The sequence below is a fragment of the Kutzneria buriramensis genome, from assembly GCF_003387475.1.
In the GTDB taxonomy this organism is placed as follows: Bacteria; Actinomycetota; Actinomycetes; order Mycobacteriales; family Pseudonocardiaceae; genus Kutzneria; species Kutzneria buriramensis.
Genome location: NZ_QUNO01000015.1, coordinates 178,641 through 198,554 on the forward strand (window position 1 = coordinate 178,641; position 19,914 = coordinate 198,554).

The following is a 19,914-nucleotide window of genomic DNA, read 5'->3' on the forward strand; positions in this document are numbered from 1 at the left end:
CCGGGTTTTCGTCCTGTTAGACCAGGTGATCACGGTAGCGCTGGATGACCTCGGTCAGCACCTCGGCCCCGTTGCGAGCCCACAGCGCGGGGTTGAAGATTTCCACCTCCACGGGCCCGTCGTGGCCGGTGGAATCCACCAGCTCGCGGATCTCGCGCAGCGGCACGTGGCCGTCGCCGAGCTGGCCACGCCCCAGCAGTACGCCTTCGGGCAGCGGCGTGACCCAGTCCGCCACCTGGAACAGCGCCAGCCGCCCGGTCTCGCCGGCCCGCCGCACCTGGACGTCCAGCTCCGGGTCCCACCAGGAGTGGTACGTGTCGACCACGACGCCCACCTGCTCGGCCGGGAACGGCTCGGCGAGGTCCAGTGCCTGCGCCAGCGTCGAGACCACGCAGCGGTCGGAGCAGTACATCGGGTGCAGCGGCTCGATCGCCAGCTGCACGCCCCGTTCGCCGGCATACGGCGCGAGCTCCGCCAGCGCGTCCGCGACCCGCCGCCGCGCGCCCACCAGGTCCCGGTCGTCGGCTCCGAGACCGCCGCTGACCAGCACGAGCACCGGGCAGTTCAGCGCCGCCGCCTCGTCGATGGCCCGCAGGTTGTCGTCCAGCGCGGCACGTCGCTGGACGGGCTCGGCCGCTGTGTAGAAGCCGCCCCGGCACAGGCTGGTCACGGTCAGCCCGGCGTCCCGGATCAGCCATGCGGCGCGCTCCACGCCGTACTCCTGAACCGGCTCCCGCCACGGCGCGATGCCCGGCACACCGGCCTCGACGCACCCGGCGACCAGCTCCTCCAGCGACCACTGCTTGATCGTCTCGGAGTTGATGGACAGCCGCGCCAGGTCGCTCACAGCAGGGCCGCCCGACTCGCGGCGAGCTCCGGATCGGCGAACAGGTCCAGCTCGGCGGCCAGTTCGTAGCATCGGAGCAGGTGCTCGCGGGAACGCGCCGTCTCCAGCCCGCCGATCATGCTGAAGTGGTCCTGGTGGCCGGCCAGCCAGGCCAGGAACACCACGCCGGTCTTGTAGTACCGGGTCGGGGCCTCGAACACGTGCCGCGCCAACGGAACCGTCGGCTCCAACCGCGCCAGGAACCCCTCGGTGTCGCCGGCGTCCAGCCGATCCAGCGCCTGCTTGGCGACGACCGCGAGGGGATCGAAGACGCCCAGCAGCGCGTCGCTGTGACCGTGCTCGTCGCCGGCGATCAGCCGCGGGTAGTTGAAGTCGTCGCCGGTGTAGCAGCGCACGCCCGCCGGCAGCCGTCGGCGCAGGGCGATCTCGCGCTTGGCGTCCAGCAGCGAGATCTTCACGCCGTCGATGCGGTCGGCGTTGGCCTCGATCACCGACAGTAACGTCTCGGTGGCCTCGTCCAGGTCCTCGCTGCCCCAGTACCCGGTCAGCGCCGGGTCGAACATGGGGCCGAGCCAGTGCAGGATCGCCTTGTCCCACAGCTGCGACAGCAGCCGTCCGTACACCTCGCGGTAGTCGTCGGCGTCCTGTGCCAGCGCCGCCATGTGCCGGCTGGCCATCAGGATCGGCTGCGCGCCCGCGGCCTCCACCACCGCCAGCTGCTCGGTGTACGCGTCGATGACCTGGTCCAGTTTGACGACCTCGCCGGTCAGCTGGTCGGTGCCCGCGCCGGCGGCGATCACGCCGCCCTCCCCGCACGCCTCGGCGGCGCTGCGCCGGATCAACTCGGCCGCGGTCGTCCAGTCCAGGCCCATGCCGCGCTGCGCGGTGTCCATCGCCTCGGCGACGCCGAAGCCCAGTCGCCACAGGTGTCGGCGGAACGCCAGCGTGCTGTCCCAGTCGACCTTGTTGTTGTCGTCGGGGTCGGCGACGACGTGCGCGGCGGCGAAGAACGTCCGGCTGCTCACAGCGTCAGCTCCGGCACCTCGACGCGCCGGCCCTCGGCCGCCGACCGCAGGCCCAACTCCGCCAGCTGCACGCCCCGCGCGCCGGCGAGAAGGTCCCACTGCCACGGTTCGTCCAGCACCACGTGCCGCAAGAACAACTCCCACTGCTCCTTGAAGCCGTTGTCGAACTCGGTGTTGTCCGGGACCTCCTGCCACTGCGCGCGGAAGTCCACCGGCGACGGGAGATCCGGGTTCCACACCGCCTTCGGCGTGATCGACCGGTGCTGCACGCGGCAGTGCCGCAGCCCGGCCACGGCGCTGCCCTCGGTTCCGTCCACATGGAACTCGACGAGCTCGTCCCGGTTGACGCGTGTGGCCCAGGAGGAGTTGATCTGCGCCACGATTCCGCCGTCCAGCTCGAAAATCCCGTACGCGGCGTCGTCGGCGGTGGCGGCGTAGGCGTTGCCGTGCTCGTCGACCCGTTCGGGGATGTGGGTCGCGGTAAGCGCTTGCACGGAGCGGACGGGGCCGAAGATGTCCCGCAACACGTACTGCCAGTGGCAGAACATGTCGAGCACGATGCCGCCGCCGTCCTCGGCGCGGTAGTTCCAGGACGGGCGCTGCGCCGGCTGCCAGTCGCCCTCGAACACCCAGTAGCCGAACTCGCCGCGCACGGACAGCACCCGCCCGAAGAAGCCGCCGTCCATCAGGCGCTTCAGCTTGCGCAGGCCCGGCAGGAACAGTTTGTCCTGCACCACACCGGTTTTCACGCCGGCGGTCGCCGCGGTCCGGGCCAGGTCGAGGGCGTCCTCCAGCGACTCGGCGGTCGGCTTCTCGCAGTAGACGTGCTTGCCGGCGGCGATCGCCGCGAGCACGCCCTCGCGCCGGGCGGAGGTCACCTGGGCGTCGAAGTAGACCTCGACGTCCGGTTCGGCCAGCGCCTTGCCCACGTCCGTGGTCCAGCGCTCGATGCCGTGGCGCTCGGCGATGGCCCGGATCCGGTCCTCGTTGCGGCCGATGAGCACCGGTTCCGGCCAGATCACCGTGCCGTCGGCGACGGCGACGCCGCCCTGCTGGCGGATGGCCAGCACGGAGCGGAGCAGATGCTGGTTGTAGCCCATCCGCCCGGTCACCCCGTTCATCGCCACGCCGACGGTCCTCCGCGCCACCGCACACCTCCCAGCTGGTAGAAAAGCCTTTCTATCGGAGGCTAGGAGCTGGGAGAGGGGGTGTCAACAAAGAGCACCCGCCCGCGACCTCGGAAACGGCGGCAGGCGGCCTTGAGAAGCGCTCACCCCTTCGCGGCGGCCGCCTTCAGCAGCAGGTTCAGCTCGTCGATCAGATACCCCGCCAGGGTGTCGATGTCCGGCACCAGCTCGCGGCACGCGACCAGGCCGAAGTGCAGCTGGCCGAGGTAGCCGACCAGGGTGATGTTGAGCCCCTGCCCGTCGAGGATCACCGACAGCGGGTACTGCGCCAGCATCCGCGCCCCGGCCAGGTACACCGGCACGTTCGGCCCGGGCACGTTGGAGATGGTGATGTTGAACGGCGGCAGCCGGTGCATCATGCCGGTGGCGAACACGACCCGCGCGGCGCGGGCGGTCAGCGCCGGCGGCGCGAAGTCGGAGATGTCGTCGACCAGGCCCTGGGGGATGACCGCCTGCTGCGCCTTGGCGATCTTCGTCGCCTCGTGCACCACGGCCAGCCGCTGCTCCGGGTCGTCCAGATTGGTCGGCAGCGCGGCCAGCATCGCCGACACCCGGTTGCCCAGCTTGCCCTTGGCCGCCTCGTCCCGCACCGACACCGGGATCATCGCGTTCAGCGCGCTCGCCGGCAGCGCGTCGTGGTCGATCAGCCAGTGCCGCAGCGCCCCGGCGCACATCGCCATCACGACGTCGTTGACCGAGGTGCCGAAGGCGTTCTTGACCGTCTTGACGTCGGCCAGGCTGACGCTGCGGAACGCGACCCGGCGGTGCGGGGTGATCTTCTTGTTGAACGGGGTGCTCGGCGCCAGGCCCAGCGTGGTCGGGATGACGCTGCCGTCGCCCCGGTTGAGCCCGAGGATCTCGCCGATGAACGGGCTCACCAGCGGCGCCATCGACGGCACCTTCTTCACGAACTCGCCGGCCAGCTGCACGGTCTGCACCGGCCGCCAGGCCAGCCGGGCGGCGGCCCGGGCCATCAGCGTCAGCGAGCCGGGCGGCTTGGCGGCGACGAAGTCCTCGGCGGGCGGCAGCTTCCGGCCCTCGGGCGACAGGTCGAGCAGCACGGTCAGCAGCTCGGCGCCGGACACGCCGTCGATCGCCGCGTGGTGCACCTTGGTGTAGACGGCGACCATGCCGTCGGCCAGCCCGCTGATCAGGTACATCTCCCACAGCGGCCGCCGCCGGTCCAGCGGGCGGGCGTGCAGCCGGGCCAGCTGCTCGGTCAGCTGCGCCTGCGATCCCGGCGTCGGCAGCCCGACCTCGCGGATGTGGTACTCGATGTCGAAGTCGGGGTCGTCGATCCAGTACGGCTGGTCCAGCCCGAGCGGCACCTCCAGCAGCTTGCGGCGCAGCACCGGCACCAGCGGCAGCCGCTGGGCCAGCGTGTCCGTGAGCAACGCCAGGTCCAGCGGCTTCGGGGCGTCGGCCGGGTCGAGCAGGCAGACACCGCCGACGTGGCCGGTCGAGTTGGTCGTCTCCAGGGCGAGGAAGGCGGCGTCGAGTCCGGTGAGTTGCTGCATGACACCCTCACTTTCCGGCGGTGGTCGGGGTCCGGGCGAGCCAGTCCGTCACGGCGTTGACGACCGCCGCGGGTGTTTCCAGCTGTGGCGTGTGGCCGACATCGGTCATGAACGCCGTGTCCCAGTGAGGATTGGCCTTGGCGACGGCGCGGGCGAGGGTGATCGGCACGAGTCGGTCGGCGTCGCCGCTGATCAGCAGCACCGGTGGTTTGAGGCCCGCCATGATGTCGCGGTAGCGGTCCGGCCGCGCCAGGAACCGCATGAGCGAACGGGTCGCGCCCAGGAAGGACTCCTCCTTGCGCGGGATCTCGCGGCGCTGGTCGGTCAGCGCGACCGAGGCGTCCATCAGCTTCGGGTCGAGCCGGCTCGGATCCGCGAAGCAGAGCTCGTTCATGCGCCGCACCAGTTGCCGCGAGGACAGCCGGTTCTGCGCGAACCGCATGTACAGCTCGCCGATGCCGGGCGTCATGTACGTCATGAACATGGCCGCCACCCGCAGGTCCGGGCGGATCGTCGCCGGCGGCAGCGCGGGGTCGACCAGCACCAGGCCGGCGACGCTGTGCGGGCTGTTGTGCGCCTGCAGCACGGAGATCACGCCGCCCATCGAGTTGCCGACGAGCACCGCCGGCCCGCCGACGACTTCCCGTATGAAGGCGTCGACCAGGCTCACGTTGGACCGGATCGACGTGCTGCGCGGGGCGCCCGGCGTCATGCCGAAGCCGCGCAGGTCCAGCGCCACCGCCCGGCGGCCCTTGGCCAGCGCCGTGCCGACCAGCGCCCAGTTCAGGTGCGAGCCGCCGAGCCCGTGCACGAACACGATCGGTGCGCCGTCGCCCTCGCCGCCGAAGTCGATCCAGTGCACCGGGCCGCCGAGGTCGCTGACCCAGCCGCTCGCGCCCCACGGCTCGGCGAACGTCCACGGCGCCGCCTTCATCGCGCGGCCGGGTAGAAGGCGCGCGCCCAGCCGGTCGGCCGGAACGGCCGCCAGCGTTCGACCGGCTGGGCCAGGCGGTCGGCGATGGACCACAGCGTCGCCGGGTCCACGCCGAAGCCGAGATGACCGCAGGTGACCTCGATGTTCTCCCGGTCGGCGCCGGGTGTCTGCATGCACGCCCGCCAGTCGACGATGCCGTCGCAGCGGGAGTAGATCGCGGTGGAGGGCACCGGAATCGGCAGGCCGAGCCGCTCGCGGCCGGGCACCCGCTCGGGGCTCGCATGCTTGCGGGAGCCGCGGCGGAAAGCGGATTCCGCCCGGCTCTGCCGCGGGTCGACCAGCGCGAACGGGCTGCCCATGGTGATCACCTGGCGTACCAGCTCCGGGTGGTCGCGGGCGAGTTCACGGGCATAGATGCCGCCGAGGCTCCAGCCGATCACCGACACCGGGCCGCCGGTCTCGGCGGCCAGCCGCCGCAGCAGCAGCGGCATGCCGTCGAGCACGGCGTCGGTCGGGCCGATGTTGCGGCCGAGGCCCCAGCCGCGGGTGGCGTAGCCGAGCGCGGCGAGGTACCGGCGCAGCGGCTGGTTGCTCGCGTCGTCGGCCAGCAGGCCGGGCAACAGGAGCACGCCGTGGCCGTCGCCTCGCGGCGCGCGGCGCAGCACCGGGATGGCGAAGGGGAGCGCGCCGAACGTCATCGCCCCGCGCACCGGTTCGCTCAGGAACCAGTGCAACGACGGGCGGTGGACCGCCGGGGGCCGCGGAACTGCTTGCTGGGCAACAGACATGGCCGCCCCTTCGCCGTTGTTACATTGTGTTAACTCCGCATGGTATGGACCGGTACCGGTAACAATCAACAGAACTGGGGATCCCGGGCAACTAATGCAGGGCAGATGTGGGGTCAGCGATCGCGCATCGTGCTCACGGCCCGTGACACACGGGGGTCGGCCGTGAACGCCGCGAGATCGACCGGGAACGGGATCCGCCAGTTGGGGTACTCGTCGACGGTGCCCGGCAGATTGGGCTGACGGGTCTCGCCGATCACGTCGTACGGGGACGCCAGCACCAGCCGGCAGGGGGTGCCGGCGAGCAGCGCGTGCATCGCGACGATCACGTCCTCCTCGGCGGCGGACTCGTCGAGGTTCAGCATCTCCAGCAGCTCGCGGCGCTCCTTGGCGGCGTTGGCGTACTCGGCGTCCACGTCATCGGCGAGGACACCCAGCTCGGCCCGGACCCGCACGTGCTCGCTGCGGAGGAATCCGGCCGCCGTCGGCAGGTCGTGGGTGCTGACGCTCGCCGTCGCCCGCTCCGGCCAGTCCTGCGGCGGGCGCAGGTTGCCGTGCTCGTCCCGTTCGAACCAGAGCACCGCCGAGGACAGCATGTTGTTGGCGTGCAACGTTTCCGTGACAACGGGTTCGACCGTGCCGAGGTCCTCGCCGATCACCGCCGCCCCGGCGCGGTGCGCCTCCAGGGCGAGGATGCCGGTCATCGCCTCGGCGTCGTAGCGGACGTAGGTGCCCCGGCGGGCGTCGCCCGACGGGATCCACCACAGCCGCCACAGGCCGGCGATGTGGTCGATGCGCAGGCCGTGCGAGTGCCGGAACACCGCCTGGAGCAGCCGTCGGTACGGCTGGTAGCCGGCCTCGGCCAGCTTGCGCGGCTGCCACGGCGGCAGCGACCAGTTCTGGCCCTGCTGGTTGAACGCGTCCGGCGGCGCGCCGACCGTCACGCCCGGGGCGAGGACGTCCTGCAACGCCCAGGCGTCCGCGCCGCCCGGATCGACGCCGACCGGGAGGTCGTGCACGATGCCGATGGTCATGTCCTCGGCCGCCCGGCGCGCGGTTGCCAGCTGCTCGTCGCAGAGCTCCTGGAGCCAGGCGTGGAAGGACACCCGGGCCGGGTCGGCCTGCTCGCGGACCGCAGGGTTGTCGGGATGGCGCAGCTCCTCGGGCCACTCGCGGTAGTCCGCGCCGTGCACCTCGGCGAGGGCGCAGTACAGGGCGAAGTCGTCACCCTCCCGGATGGTCTCCGGCTTCAGCAGCTCCAGCGCCGCGATCTTGGCGTCCCAGACCTGGTCGTAGTCGATGAGCTCGGTCGTCCGGTCCGGCCGGAGCGCGTCCACGGCCGCCTTCGTGGCGTCGTCCGCGTCGAGGTACGCATTCGTGGCGGTGACCCGCAGGTAGACGGGGTTGGTGTGGCGGCGGCTGGAGGGGGAGTAGGGGGAGGGCTGGACCGGGTGCACGGGCGCCACCGCGTGCATCGGGTTCAGCAACACGACCCCCGCCCCGGTGTCCCTCGACCAGGTGACGAAGTCGCTGAGGTCGGCGAGGTCGCCCACGCCCCAGGAGTCCCGCGAGTGCATCGCGTACATCTGGAGCGCCCAGCCCCAGGTCCGCGGCGGCTCCGGCAGGCTCGCCGGGGCGACGACCAGTGTGATCTCGCGGCCGTCGGCGATCAGCGTGTGCCAGCCCAGCGGCAGGTCGCCCGGGATCTCGTCGCCGATGTCGAGGGTGTCGCCGTCCTCGGTGCGGACGGTCGCCTGCGCCGGCAGCTTCCGGGTCCGGCCGGTGCGCAGCACGATCGTCGGCGGCAGGTCGTCGGCGCGAACCTCGGCCAGGGCCTGGCTGATCGCCGCCGGCGAGTCCGCCGCGACACCGAGCTTGGCCAGCACCGCCACCACCACGTCCGGCTCGACGTCGATGCGGCGGCGCTCGCTGCCCTCGTACCAGGTGGCGACCCCGTGGGCGTCGGCCAGCTCTACCAGCTGATCATCCATGGGGCCCATTCTGTCGGGCTTCGCCGTCAGAAGAGCGACGCGACCGCCACCGCCCCGCCTGCGGCCAGGATTATCCCGCCGATCGCGAAGCCCAGCGGCTTGCGCCGCCACGCCGTGTGCCGGTCCAGCGCGTACCAGCCGGGGCCGGTCAGCAGCAGCGCGAAGGCGATCACCGTCAGCGTCAGCTCCAGCTCGAAGCCGGCGCCGTCGGAGAAGCCGCCGGCCCACTTGGCCCGCACCGCGCTGATGCCCACGCCCAGCAGGCCGGCCGCCGCCAGCGGCGTGAACAGGCCGATCACCAGCAGCGCCGAGCCGGCCACCTCGGTGACCCCGGTCAGCCAGGTCAGGAACTCGATGTTGCGGGTGAACCCGTAGCCCTGGAGCAGCGAGCCGAACTTCGCCATGCCCGGGCCGCCGAACAGGCCGAACACCTGCATCAGCCCGTGCGCCCCCATCACCACCGCCACCAGCAGCCGCAGCGCCAGCAGCCCGAAGTCCAGGCCACCGTTCTCGTCCGACCAACGGGACATGCTCGTCACCCCGGACACCCTAGCCATCCCCGCGAGTCGCGCTGTCGGACACACCGAATGCGCGTTTCGGGCACATCTATTCCTCGATGGACCGGGTCAGATCGGTGCCGTCGGCCTTGCCGGCGACGCACCAGTACGACCGCTCCCCGAAGGCGTGCTCCGGCGAGGACCAGGCCGCCGGCGACGGCACCAGCACCCAGTAGCGCAGCGACCGCTCCTTGTCGGCGACGGTTACCCGCGACAGGAACTGCTTGGTGCACAGCGCCACCGCCCGCGAGGTCATCTGCTCCGGCGTCGGGTACGGGGCGTCCGCCTCCGGCGTGATGATGCCGTAGTCGATGGACTGCACCCCGTGCGGCGCGTCGCAGTCGACGTAGTCGAAGGTCTTCGGCGCCGGTTTCCCCTTGGTCGGGGTCCAGGCGTAACAGGCCGCGTTGCGGGAAGGGACCGTGTCGGAGGTGATGTCGCCGCCCGCGCCGTAGGTCAGGATCGGCTGCTGCATCGCCGCGATGACCGCCGGCGTCGTGGTGCGGGTGGTGGTCGTCGCGGTGGCGTTCGGCGTGGTCGCGCCGGGCGTGATGATCGGCTGGTTGAACGCGGCGTTCATGTCGATGGCGCTCATGATCACCGGCACGAGCGCGGCCACCATGATGACCACGCCCGCGACCATGGCGATCCTGGTCAACGTCCGCAGGCGGCGGAACCGGGCCATCGCCTGCGCCTGCTGCGCCATGACCCGCTCGCGGTGGGGGTGATTGGCGTACGGGTCCGCGCCCGGTGCGAAGGGGTTCGAGCCGGGGGCGAACGGGTTCGGTTGGCTCGGATCGGGCGTGAAGGAGCCCGGTTCGTAGCCGGCGGTCGGGTTCGGCTGGCCAGGCTCGGACATGTAGATCGCGGTCGGTTTCGGTTGGCTGGGGTCTGACGTGTAGACCGCCGTCGGGTTCGGCTGGCCCGGCTCGGCGGCGACGGCCGTTGGCCTCGGGTTGCCCGGGTCGGGTAACGCGGCGGTCGGCTTCGGGCGGGTCGTTCCGGCGGCCTGGTCGAGGAGCCGACGCGCCGCCGCGGCGGTCAGCCGCTGCGCCGGATCCGGCTCCATCAGGCCCGTGATCACCTCGGCCAGCGGGCCCCGGCACTGCGTGACCTCGGCACGTTCGTTCAACACCGCGAGCATGGTCGCGGTGTTCGTCGCGCGCTGGTACGCGTCGTAGCCCTCGACCGCGAAGAACAGGGTCGCGCCGAGGGCCCACAGGTCCCAGGCCGCCGCCGGCTCGCCGCCGGACAGGCGCTCCGGCGACATGTACGGCGGGGAGCCGATCAGCACGCCGGTGGACGTCAGCCGCGGGTCCTCGAAGGACTGCGCGATGCCGAAGTCCGTCAGCTTGGCCGTGCCCTTCGGCGGCACCATGACGTTGCCGGGCTTGACATCCCGGTGGACGATCCCCGCCTCGTGCGCCGCCTCCAGCGCCGACAGCAGCTCCCCGCCCAGCCGGGCCGCCCGCGACGCCGACATCGGCCCGTCCCGCCCGACCAGGTCGGCCAGCGTCGGCGCGTCGACGAACTCCATCACGATGTAGGTCTGGCCGCCGTCCATCAGCAGGTCGTACACCGTGACCACGCCCGGATCCCGCAGCCGGCTCGCCGTCCGCGCCTCCCGCACGACACGTTCCGGGCTGCCCGAGACGGTCAGCTCCTTGACCGCGACCTCGCGCCCCAGCAGGCGATCCTCCGCCAGCCACACCACACCCATGCCGCCGCGCCCGAGTTCGCGCACCGGCACGTAGCGGCCATCGCCGATCTGTCTCATCAGGACACACCACAAACCGTTTGTCAGCCATCATCACGAGTGGCGCCAGCGTACGGACGGCCGCAGTGTAGGGCATCCGATTTTGCCTACTCCGAACGGTTTGTCGGGCGTACCCGGAATTGCCCCAAGGGGCGATTCCGAGTACCCCCAGGTGCTCCGCAGGGTCAGATCACGCCGAGGTGGCGGGGGAGGAATTCCTGGTCCACGCCGGTCCAGCGGATCCGGCGGTGGTCGCCGGGTTTGGCGTGCAACGTCTTCTCGGTGGAGGCGAAGGCGTCGAACAGGCCGAGCGTGTCGCTGCGGTCGACGTACTCGTCGTCCCACGGCAGCAGGAACTGAATGGGGACGGTGATCCGCCGAGCGGCTTCGAGCAGTTCGGGGTACACGAAGAATCCGCCGCCGAAGATCGCGGCGCTGATCCGGGGGTCCGTCGCGGTGAGGGGCATGCCGATGGCGGTGCCCATGGAAATGCCGCCACCGTAGGCGATCGGCGTTTCGGCGCCGATCTCCGGCAGGTGCTGGAGGGCATCGAGGGTCGCCCGCCATTCCGGCACGGCACGTTCGGCCAGGGAAAGGGTGTAGTCGATGCTGACCGACTTGAAACCCTTGACGTCGCCGGTTGTCATGGCTTGGCGCATGTCGTCGCGGGCTTGGTCGTCTTCGGGAGAACGTGGGCGTTCGCCGTGACCGGGGGCGTCGATGGCGACGACCGTGAAGCCCCAAGTGGTGACGGCCTCGACGGCACGGGCCTTGAGCGCGGGGGTTTTCTTGTGCAGACCGCCGCCGTGACCCATCAGCACGACCGGCGCGTGATCGGGGCCGGATTCGGGGGACCAGAGCACGCCGGGAACGTCGCCGACGGTGAAATCGCGTTCGCGGACGCCGTTCGACGACGTCTGGGTGGTGAAGCGCAAGGTGTTCATGGCGCATCGCCTTTCGGGAGGGCTTAGGCGCTCCCGGCGACCTTTACGCCATACCCCCGGCCGCGACGATGAGGGGGAGCACCCACCTGTGTCCTGCGTACATGGGTCTCACCTCCCTGAGTGGTTCACGGCGGCCGGAACGCTAGCGGGCCGAGGTCGGTCCTGTCCAATCCTTTCGGCACAATGACCGCCAACAAGCCATGGGGGGCGGCGATGACGTCGGTGATGGACCGTTGCGAGTGCTTCTACCAGGGTGACGTGCGGCCGCCGAGGAAGGTGCGGTTCCACCGGGAGCGCCAGGACACCGAGGCGGAAGGCTGGCTCCGGCTGCTGGCGCTCATCGATGAAGCCGCCGCGGACGGCCGGACCGAGTTCGCTCCGCTACGGCAGATGACCCCGGAGCAGCGCCGGCAGGTGATCACGCTGCCGCCGACCATCGCCAAGCTGACGGCGGTGCGAAAGTTGACCATCTACCGCAGCAACCTGGTCTCGGTGCCGCCGGCGATCGGGGCGATGGCCGGCCTGGTGGAGTTCGTCCCGTACACCTCACACCGGCTGCACTGGTTCCCGTACGAGATCACGCGTTGCCCGAACCTGGTCAGAAGCACGGTGAGCACGAGATCGCTGTACGGGAACTTCAAGATCAGACCACCGTTCCCCGAGTTGGACGGCACCGAGCACGTGACCGCCGCGTGCAGCGTGTGCGACGGCCCGATCGAGCGGGTCCACCAGGTGTGGATCTCGTTGCGGGTGGCGACCGATGTGCTGCCGCTGCTGGTGAACGCGTGCTCGACGACATGCGTCGAAGCATTGCCGACGCCGCCGGAGGAACACGTGCCGCTGCCGCACACCGGCGGCCTGACCGTGAAGCAACCCCGAGCCGACTACGCCGACGACGATTAGACCCGTCACACCGGAACCTCCGCGAGTCACGCCCAGCTTCACGCCGAAACACGTTCTCAGGCAGATCTGAGACCTCAGGCTCGTTTCTGCCTGACGCCGCATTTCGGTGTGTCCGTGAGCGCGACTCGCGGGGGTTCATCAGTGGGCGTCGACGGTCTGGCTGGTCCAGGTGGCGTACATCTGGGTGTACTTCCCGCCCGCCGCAACGAGTTCGTCGTGCGACCCGACCTCGACGATCCGGCCCTCGTCGACGACCACGATCCGGTCGGCCTTCATGGCGGTGGACAGCCGGTGCGCGATGAGGATCGCGGTCCGGCCCTCCAACAGCACGTCCAGCGCGTCCTCGATCTTGGTCTCGGACTGGAGGTCCAGATTGGACGTCGCCTCGTCCAGCACCAGGACCCGGGGCTGGGCCAGGAAAGCGCGGGCCAGGGCGACCAGCTGCCGTTCGCCGGAGGAGAGGGACTGGCCCCGCTCCTGGACGACGGTGTCGAGCCCCTGCGGCATCCGCTCCACCACCTCGACGAGGCCGACGGCCCGCAGCGCCTCCCACACCTGGTCGTCGGACGCGTCGGGGCTGGCGAACCGGATGTTGTCCCGGAGCGGCCCGGCGAACAGGAAGGGCTCCTGCGGCACGACGCCGAGCTGTCGCCGCAGCGACTCGATCCGCACGTCCCGCAGATCGTGCCCGTCGATGAGCACCCGGCCGGCGGTCGGGTCGTAGAACCGGGTGACCAGCTTGGCCAGCGTCGACTTGCCGGCCCCGGTGGGCCCGACGAACGCCACGGTCTCGCCGGCGCGGATGTCCAGCGACACATCGGAGATCACCGGATTGCCGGGAAGGTAGCCGAAGGTGACGTCGGCGAAGGTGATCTCGCCCTCGACCGGCGGCAGGTCGACGGCCTGGGCGCCCTCGCGCACGTCGGGAGCCATGCCCAGCAACGCCTTCAGCTTGGTGATGGACGACTGCCCCTGCTGGTACGTGCTGTACAGCTGCACCAGCTGCTGGATGGGCTGGAAGAACGCCCCCAGGTAGAGCAGGAACGCCACCAGCTCGCCGATGGTCAACTGCCCGTCGGCGACCATGCCGGCGCCGATCGCCAGCAGCGCGAGCTGCCCGGCGACGCCGACGACCTGGGTCCCTGGTCCGTAGATCGAGTTGATCCGTCCGGTTTGGACATTCGTCTCGTAGTACTCGCCGGTGACCTGCCGGTGGTGCTTGGTGTTGTGCCGCTGCCGGTTGTGCGCGGTGACGATGCGAACACCCTGGAGGCTCTCGGAGAGGTCGGCGAGCACGTTGGCGATGGCGTCCCGCACCCGCACGTAGCCCTTGCTGGACGCGCGGTGGAACCACAGCGACATCACGGTCAGGATCGGCACCACCAGCACCACGGTGATCAGCGCCAGCCGCACGTCGAAGGTGAACAGCACCACCGTCACCACGACCATGGTCAGGCCCTGGATGGCGAACTGCACCAGGCCGTCCTGGAGAAGCTGTTGCAGGTTCTCGATGTCGCTGGTCATCCGGGTCATGATCACGCCGGCCTTCTCGCCGGTGTAGTAGTCCAGCGACAGCCGCTGCAACTGGGTGAACACCCGCACCCGCAGGTCGTTCATGACCCACGCCGCGATCCGGCCGGTCACCTTCACCCGCGCCGCCTGCGCGAACCCGGTGATCAGCAGGCTGGCCAGGTACACCGCCGCGACCAGCACCAGCACGCCGTAGTTCTTGGCGATGATGCCGTTGTCGATGCCGAGCTGGGTGAGCTTCGGCCCGGCCTGCAACGACAGCGCCTCGACGACCACCAGCACGCCGGCCAGCAGCGTCATGCCCAGGTACGGCCGCACCAGCCGCCGCAGGCTCAGGCGGGCGCCGTCGGGATCGGGCCGGCCGTGGTCGAACACGACCTCGGGCTCGGGGTGCTCCGGCTCGGTCTTGACCAGCTTGTCCACGCCGGCCTGCATCTCCGGCGGGACACCCGCGAACGGCAGCCCGGCCGCGCCGCCCCGCGCGGCGCCGAACGGGCCGCCGCCACCTCCTCCGGGAAACGTCATCGCGCCACACCCCCCAGTTCCGCTGTGTCAATTTCTTTGGAGAATTCGTCCGCCTGCGCCAGCACCTCGGCGTAGAGCGGCGTGCTCTCCAGCAGTTCCGCGTGCGTGCCGTCGGCGACGATCCGCCCGCCGTCCAGCAGCACCACCCGGTCGGCCAGGCTGATCGTGGACAGCCGGTGCGCGATGATCAACGTCGTCCGGCCGGCGAACAGCGTGCGCAGCCCGGCGTGGATCTCCTGCTCCACCTGGACGTCGATGGCGCTGGTGGCGTCGTCGAGCACCAGTACCGGCGGATTGACCAGCAGCGTCCGGGCGATCGCGATGCGCTGCCGCTGCCCGCCGGACAGCGTGTAGCCGCGCTCGCCGATCACCGTGTCGTAGCCCTCGGACAGCTCGGTGATGAACTCGTGCGCCCCGGCCAGCCGGGCCACCCGCTCGATGTCGGTGATGTCCGCGTCCGGCCGCCCGTAGGCGATGTTGTCCCGCACGGACGCCGAGAACAGGAACGGCTCGTCCAACACGATGCCGACGTCGTCGCGGAGGCTGTGCAGCGTCAGCGACCGAACGTCGTGCCCGTCGATCGTGACGGAACCCTCGCGCACGTCGTAGAAACGCGGCAGCAGCCTGGCCACAGTGGACTTTCCGCTGCCGGTCCGGCCGACCAGCGCCACCGTCTCGCCGCTGTCCAGCCGCAGCGAGAACCCTTCCAGCACATCGGGTCCGTCGCCGTAGCCGAACCGGACGTCCCGGAACTCGACGTCGCCCTGCGCCTCGGTGAGCTCCACCGCGTCCGGGGCGTCCACGATCTCCGGCTGCTCGTCCAGCACCTCGTACAGGCGCTTGGCCGAGGCCGACGCCCGCTGGCCCATCATGATCAGCATGCCGAGCATCTGGAACGGCACCTGGAGCATCAGCAGGTAGGAGTTGAACGCCAGGATCGCGCCGACGCCCAGACTCCCTTGAATGGCAAGGTATCCGCCGAACAGCAGCACGATCGCCATGCCGACGCGGGGCAGGTTCTGCACCGCCGGCGTCCACCGCGCCCGCAGGTCGGCGTCCTTGACGTACGCCCACCGAACCTTGACCGCGGCCTTCTGGAGCAGCGACAGCTGGCGCCGTTCGGCCGCGAACGACTTGACCACGCGGACGCCGTTGATGTTCTCGTCCACCACGGTCGCGACGTCCGCCAGCCGGGCCTGGATCAGCCACGACACCGGGAACATCGACCGCTGCATGCGCCGGCTGGTCAGGAACACCAGCGGCATCGGCAGCATCGCCACGATCGCCAGCGGCACGTTGATGGCCAGCATGTACGCGAACGACACCAGCGAGATGCCGCACTGCACCAGCATGAACGGCGCGAACGCCAGGTACATCTGCACCGAGCGGATGTCGGAGTTGGCGCGGGAGATCAGCTGCCCGGTCTGCACCCGGTCGTAGAACGGGAACGACAGCCCGGTCAGGTGCTCGTACATGATGTTGCGCAGGTCGTACTCGATCTTGTACGCGGTGCGGAACAGCAGTTGCCGCGCGAAGAACCCGGCGACCAGCATGACGGCCGTCAGCCCGACCAGCCACCACAGGTACCCCGACAGCGGCTCCCGGTGGGTGACGATGGAGTTGTCCAGCGAGTCCTGGATCAGCTTCGGCACCTGCACGGCCACCAGCAGGCTGACCGCCGAGCAGGTCAGTGCGGTGCCGAACATCCACTTGTGCGCCTGGACCAGCGGCCACGCCCGTCGCAGCCAGGACCGGTCCGGATCGGGATCGATCGCGGCGGTCGGCGGCGGATAGGTCTTGCTCACCTGCATTCCCCCCTCTGCGCGCCCTCGCGGGCGGCCCATTCGGCTTGTCTCGCGCGCCCCAGCGCCTCGTGCCACAGCGACAGCGCCGCCATGGCCTGCCCGGCCTGCTCCTCGTCGAGGAACGCGGCCAGCCCGGCCAGGTGCCCGCGGATCGCGTCGTTCGCCGCGGCCAGCAGGTGCCGGCCCGCTTCGGTGACCACGTGCGTGACCTTGCGCCGGTCGGTCGGATCCGGCTCGCGCCGGACGTACCCGCCCGCGACCAGGCCGTCCATCACCGCGGTGACGGTGGCCGGCTTGACCGACAGCATCCACGCCACCTTCGACGGCGTCGCCGGGCTCGCCTTCGTCAGCACCGACAGCATCCGGTACTGCGGCAGTGTCAGCTCCACGCTCAGCAGGGCGCGCTCGGCGACCCTGGCCAGGCGGGCCAGCACCATGCCCGGTTCGACTGCTTCGGGTGTCACATATTCAGGGTATCAAATACTGAGTCTACATCCCTACTTCCGGATGTACGGGGTTTCCCGGATGTCGTGACCACGCGTGAGGCAGCACCATTGCCGTGCCCGGGGGGACTGGGCACAACACGGGGTGAGGGGAAAGAGGGCGAAGGATGGCATCGCACGACGTGGCGCGGGCCGTGGCGGGACTCGACGAATCGGTCCAGGCCCTGCCGGCCACGATGATCAGCGCGCTGAACGGCTGGCGCCTGGTCAACCCGGAGCACGACCCGAGCGACCCGACCAGCCAGGAGACCTACTCCTTCCCGGAGTGGCTGGTGCGGTCGACCGTCCGGGCCGGCCGGGCCGAGGCGATGGCCACCGCCGCCCTGGAGGCGGTCAAGGCATTGGCCGCCGTCCAACCGGGGCTCGACCCGGAGCGCGTGCTCGAGCTCATCGAGCGCCGGGTCGACGCCGCGATCTCCTGACCGGTCGGGAGGGTCGGTCGGGAGCGCCCTGAAGGAGGTTCCGACGCGTCGGGTGGGCGCCGGAGCCTCCTTCAGGTGGACGTCCGAGCTACAGGCGGACGTCAGGAGGTGTTCGGGACGGGGCCGATGTCGGAGGTCGGTGGTCAGGCCGTCGTCAGAGGGCCGACATCGGTCACCGTGATCGCCGCCGTGCCGGACTCGTCGGAGCCGAGCAGGTCGACCTCGGCGGTGATGCCCCAGTCGTGGTCGCCTTCGGGGTCGTCGAACACCTGCCGGACCAGCCAGCGCTCCGGTTCCTTCTCGATCTGGATCAGCTGCGGCCCGCGCGCGTTCGGCCCGGTGCCGAGCCGGTCGTACTCCTCGAAGTACGGCTCCATCGCCTCCTGCCAGGACTGCGCGTCCCAGCCGTACTCGGCGTCCAGCTCGCCCAGGTCGTAGTAGCGGCGCAGCGCCGCCAGCTCCACCCGTCGGAACATGGCGTTGCGCACCAGCACCCGGAACGCCCGCTCGTTGGTGGTGACGGCCGGTGGCCGCTCGTCCAGGGGCTTCGCGACCAGCTCGTCCTCGGGGTTGGCCAGCTTCTCCCACTCGTCGATGAGGCTGGAGTCGACCTGCCGGACCAGTTCCCCGAGCCACTCCACCAGGTCGGTGAGCTCCTCGGTCTTGGCCTCGTCGGGCACGGTCTGGCGCAGCGCCTTGAACGCGTCGGCCAGGTACCGCAGCACCAGGCCCTCGGACCGGGCCAGCTGGTAGAAGCCGACGTACTCGGTGAAGGTCATGGCCCGCTCGAACATGTCGCGGACCACCGCCTTGGGCGACAGGTGGTGGTCGAGCACCCAGGGATGGCCGCGCCGGTACGCGTCGTACGCGGCGAGCAGCAGCTCCTCCAGCGGCTTCGGGTAGGTGACGTCCTCCAGCAGCGCCATCCGCTCGTCGTACTCGATGCCGTCGGCCTTCATCGCGTTCACGGCCTCGCCGCGCGCCTTGAACTGCTGCGCGGACAGCACCTGGCGGGGGTCGTCCAGGGTCGCCTCGATGATCGACACCACGTCCAGCGCGTACGTGGGGGAGTCGCGGTCCAGCAGGTCCACCGAGGCCAGGGCCAGCGGCGACAGCGGCTGGTTGAGCGCGAAGTCCAGCTGGAGGTCGACGGTGATCCGGATGGTGCGGCCCTGCTCGTCGGGCTCGTCCAGCTTCTCCACGACGCCGGCCGCCAGCAGCGCCCGGTACATCGCGATGGCCCGCCGGATCAGGCGGATCTGCGACTTGCGGTCCTCGTGGTTGTCCTCCAGCAGGTGCCGCATCGCCTGGAACGCGTCGCCGGGCCGGCCGATCACGTTGAGCAGCATGGAGTGGCTGACCTGGAAGCTGGAGGTCAGCGGCTCCGGCTCGGCCTCGACCAGGCGGGTGAACGTCGCCTCGCCCCAGGACACGAAGCCCTCCGGCGGCTTCTTGCGCACCACCTTGCGCCGCTTCTTCGGGTCGTCGCCGGCCTTCGCCAGCGCCTTCTCGTTCTCCACGACGTGTTCGGGCGCCTGCACGACCACCATGCCGACGGTGTCGTAGCCGGCGCGGCCGGCCCGGCCGGCGATCTGGTGGAACTCGCGGGCCTTGAGGTGGCGGGTGCGCACCCCGTCGTACTTGGACAGGGCCGTGAACAGCACGGTCCGGATCGGCACGTTGATGCCGACGCCGAGGGTGTCCGTGCCGCAGATGATCTTCAGCAGGCCGGCCTGGGCCAGGCGTTCCACCAGCCGGCGGTACTTGGGCAGCATGCCGGCGTGGTGCACGCCGATGCCGTGCCGGACCAGCCGGGACAGCGTCTTGCCGAACCCGGAGCTGAACCGGAACCGGCCGATCAGCTCGGCGATCGCGTCCTTCTCGGCGCGGGTCGACACGTTGATGCTCATCAGCGCCTGCGCGCGCTCGATCGCCGCGGCCTGGGTGAAGTGCACGACGTAGACCGGCGCCTGCTTGGTCTGGAGCAGCTCCTCCAGCGTCTCCTGGAGCGGCGTCAGCACGTAGCTGAAGTGCAGCGGCACCGGCCGTTCGGCGTTCTTGACCACCGCGGTGGCGCGGCCGGTGCGGCGGGTCAGGTCCTTCTCGAACCGGGTGACGTCGCCGAGCGTGGCCGACATCAGCACGAACTGCGCCCTCGGCAGCTCCAGCAGGGGCACCTGCCAGGCCCAGCCGCGGTCCGGCTCGGAGTAGAAGTGGAACTCGTCCATCACGACCTGGCCGACGTCGGCGTCGGCGCCGTCGCGCAGCGCGATGTTGGCGAGGATCTCCGCCGTGCAGCAGATGATCGGCGCGGTCTCGTTGACGCTGGCGTCGCCGGTGAGCATGCCGACCTTGTCCGCGCCGAAGGTCTCGCACAGCGCGAAGAACTTCTCCGACACCAGCGCCTTGATCGGCGCCGTGTAGAACGTCCGCACGCCGTTGGCCAGTGCGGCGAAGTGCGCGCCGGCGGCGACCAGGCTCTTGCCGGAGCCGGTCGGGGTGCTGAGGATGACGTTCGAGCCGGAGACGACCTCGATCAGCGCCTCCTGCTGGTGCGGGTACAGGGACAGGCCCTGCCCGTCGGCCCAGGCGGAGAAGGCTTCGTAGAGTGCGTCCGGGTCGTTGTCGCCGGGCAGCTGGTCGGTGAGCGTCATGGTGGTTTGATCGTGCCCTGTCGGTCGGG

At 70.5% G+C, this 19,914-nt stretch carries 16 protein-coding genes; 2 read left to right on the top strand and 14 right to left on the bottom strand.

What is annotated here, in order from left to right:
• Positions 1–16 precede the first annotated feature (16 nt).
• The 10 genes from BCF44_RS37790 to BCF44_RS37835 all read right to left on the bottom strand — a co-directional run bounded on the left by BCF44_RS37790 (position 17) and on the right by BCF44_RS37835 (position 11,543).
• Positions 17–847, bottom strand: a complete 831-nt coding sequence (locus tag BCF44_RS37790; protein WP_342775690.1) for a sugar phosphate isomerase/epimerase family protein — start codon at positions 845–847, stop codon at positions 17–19.
• Positions 844–1,872, bottom strand: coding sequence for a dihydrodipicolinate synthase family protein (locus tag BCF44_RS37795; RefSeq protein ID WP_211353397.1), 1,029 nt, complete (start codon positions 1,870–1,872; stop codon positions 844–846). The genes BCF44_RS37790 and BCF44_RS37795 overlap by 4 nt, the downstream gene beginning before the upstream one ends.
• Complete coding sequence (locus tag BCF44_RS37800; protein WP_379799016.1) at positions 1,869–2,993, bottom strand: Gfo/Idh/MocA family protein; 1,125 nt, start codon at positions 2,991–2,993, stop codon at positions 1,869–1,871. The genes BCF44_RS37795 and BCF44_RS37800 overlap by 4 nt, the downstream gene beginning before the upstream one ends.
• Before the next feature lie 149 nt (positions 2,994–3,142).
• The gene (locus BCF44_RS37805) at positions 3,143–4,576 is read right to left on the bottom strand and encodes a WS/DGAT/MGAT family O-acyltransferase (protein ID WP_116179293.1); all 1,434 of its coding nucleotides are present in this window, start codon (positions 4,574–4,576) and stop codon (positions 3,143–3,145) included.
• Positions 4,577–4,583: 7 nt separating this feature from the next.
• Positions 4,584–5,510 carry an alpha/beta fold hydrolase gene (locus tag BCF44_RS37810; RefSeq protein ID WP_116179294.1) on the bottom strand — a complete coding sequence of 309 codons (927 nt, stop codon included), beginning with the start codon at positions 5,508–5,510 and terminating at the stop codon, positions 4,584–4,586.
• On the bottom strand, positions 5,507–6,298 hold the full coding sequence (locus tag BCF44_RS37815; RefSeq protein WP_147328778.1) for an esterase/lipase family protein: 792 nt from the start codon (positions 6,296–6,298) through the stop codon (positions 5,507–5,509). Before BCF44_RS37815 ends, BCF44_RS37810 begins: the two co-directional genes overlap by 4 nt.
• Before the next feature lie 113 nt (positions 6,299–6,411).
• Complete coding sequence (gene malQ, locus BCF44_RS37820; RefSeq protein ID WP_116179296.1) at positions 6,412–8,286, bottom strand: 4-alpha-glucanotransferase; 1,875 nt, start codon at positions 8,284–8,286, stop codon at positions 6,412–6,414.
• Between the two features lie 26 nt (positions 8,287–8,312).
• Positions 8,313–8,816, bottom strand: a complete 504-nt coding sequence (locus BCF44_RS37825; RefSeq protein WP_246016035.1) for a DoxX family protein — start codon at positions 8,814–8,816, stop codon at positions 8,313–8,315.
• A gap of 76 nt (positions 8,817–8,892) precedes the next feature.
• A complete protein-coding gene (locus tag BCF44_RS56930) occupies positions 8,893–10,620 on the bottom strand; it encodes a serine/threonine-protein kinase (protein WP_211353398.1) in 1,728 nt (575 codons plus the stop codon).
• A 164-nt stretch (positions 10,621–10,784) separates the two neighbouring features.
• Positions 10,785–11,543: a dienelactone hydrolase family protein gene (locus tag BCF44_RS37835; protein WP_116179298.1), complete on the bottom strand. Its 759-nt coding sequence runs from the start codon at positions 11,541–11,543 to the stop codon at positions 10,785–10,787.
• Positions 11,544–11,726: 183 nt separating this feature from the next.
• On the opposite strand from BCF44_RS37835, the gene BCF44_RS37840 reads away from it, so the two are divergent.
• Positions 11,727–12,446, top strand: coding sequence for a leucine-rich repeat domain-containing protein (locus tag BCF44_RS37840; protein ID WP_246016036.1), 720 nt, complete (start codon positions 11,727–11,729; stop codon positions 12,444–12,446).
• 138 nt (positions 12,447–12,584) lie between these two features.
• Here the strand turns inward: BCF44_RS37840 and BCF44_RS37845 are convergent, their stop codons facing one another.
• From BCF44_RS37845 to BCF44_RS37855, 3 genes are read right to left on the bottom strand one after another with little or no spacing between them, the layout of a single operon-like run.
• On the bottom strand, positions 12,585–14,501 hold the full coding sequence (locus BCF44_RS37845) for an ABC transporter ATP-binding protein (protein ID WP_116179299.1): 1,917 nt from the start codon (positions 14,499–14,501) through the stop codon (positions 12,585–12,587).
• Positions 14,498–16,306, bottom strand: coding sequence for an ABC transporter ATP-binding protein (locus BCF44_RS37850; RefSeq protein WP_116179430.1), 1,809 nt, complete (start codon positions 16,304–16,306; stop codon positions 14,498–14,500). Before BCF44_RS37850 ends, BCF44_RS37845 begins: the two co-directional genes overlap by 4 nt.
• Positions 16,303–16,770, bottom strand: a complete 468-nt coding sequence (locus BCF44_RS37855; protein WP_147328779.1) for a MarR family winged helix-turn-helix transcriptional regulator — start codon at positions 16,768–16,770, stop codon at positions 16,303–16,305. Before BCF44_RS37855 ends, BCF44_RS37850 begins: the two co-directional genes overlap by 4 nt.
• A gap of 146 nt (positions 16,771–16,916) precedes the next feature.
• Here BCF44_RS37855 and BCF44_RS37860 point away from each other — a divergent pair, with 146 nt between their 5' ends.
• Positions 16,917–17,231, top strand: a complete 315-nt coding sequence (locus BCF44_RS37860; RefSeq protein WP_147328780.1) for a hypothetical protein — start codon at positions 16,917–16,919, stop codon at positions 17,229–17,231.
• Between the two features lie 143 nt (positions 17,232–17,374).
• On the opposite strand, the gene BCF44_RS37865 is transcribed toward BCF44_RS37860, so the two are convergent.
• Entirely contained in the window at positions 17,375–19,885 is a 2,511-nt protein-coding gene (locus BCF44_RS37865; RefSeq protein ID WP_116179302.1) for a DEAD/DEAH box helicase, read from the bottom strand.
• Positions 19,886–19,914: the final 29 nt, after the last annotated feature.

What these genes read in the sequence shown, in the direction of transcription:
- BCF44_RS37800 (WP_379799016.1), bottom strand. Translation starts at nt 2,993, where the DNA reads ATGAACGGGGTGACCGGGCGGATGGGCTACAACCAGCATCTGCTCCGC.
- BCF44_RS37805 (WP_116179293.1), bottom strand. Translation starts at nt 4,576, where the DNA reads ATGCAGCAACTCACCGGACTCGACGCCGCCTTCCTCGCCCTGGAGACG.
- BCF44_RS37810 (WP_116179294.1), bottom strand. Translation starts at nt 5,510, where the DNA reads ATGAAGGCGGCGCCGTGGACGTTCGCCGAGCCGTGGGGCGCGAGCGGC.
- BCF44_RS37815 (WP_147328778.1), bottom strand. Translation starts at nt 6,298, where the DNA reads ATGTCTGTTGCCCAGCAAGCAGTTCCGCGGCCCCCGGCGGTCCACCGC.
- malQ (WP_116179296.1), bottom strand. Translation starts at nt 8,286, where the DNA reads ATGGATGATCAGCTGGTAGAGCTGGCCGACGCCCACGGGGTCGCCACC.
- BCF44_RS37825 (WP_246016035.1), bottom strand. Translation starts at nt 8,816, where the DNA reads ATGTCCCGTTGGTCGGACGAGAACGGTGGCCTGGACTTCGGGCTGCTG.
- BCF44_RS56930 (WP_211353398.1), bottom strand. Translation starts at nt 10,620, where the DNA reads ATGAGACAGATCGGCGATGGCCGCTACGTGCCGGTGCGCGAACTCGGG.
- BCF44_RS37835 (WP_116179298.1), bottom strand. Translation starts at nt 11,543, where the DNA reads ATGAACACCTTGCGCTTCACCACCCAGACGTCGTCGAACGGCGTCCGC.
- BCF44_RS37840 (WP_246016036.1), top strand. Translation starts at nt 11,727, where the DNA reads ATGACCGCCAACAAGCCATGGGGGGCGGCGATGACGTCGGTGATGGAC.
- BCF44_RS37845 (WP_116179299.1), bottom strand. Translation starts at nt 14,501, where the DNA reads ATGACGTTTCCCGGAGGAGGTGGCGGCGGCCCGTTCGGCGCCGCGCGG.
- BCF44_RS37860 (WP_147328780.1), top strand. Translation starts at nt 16,917, where the DNA reads ATGGCATCGCACGACGTGGCGCGGGCCGTGGCGGGACTCGACGAATCG.
- BCF44_RS37865 (WP_116179302.1), bottom strand. Translation starts at nt 19,885, where the DNA reads ATGACGCTCACCGACCAGCTGCCCGGCGACAACGACCCGGACGCACTC.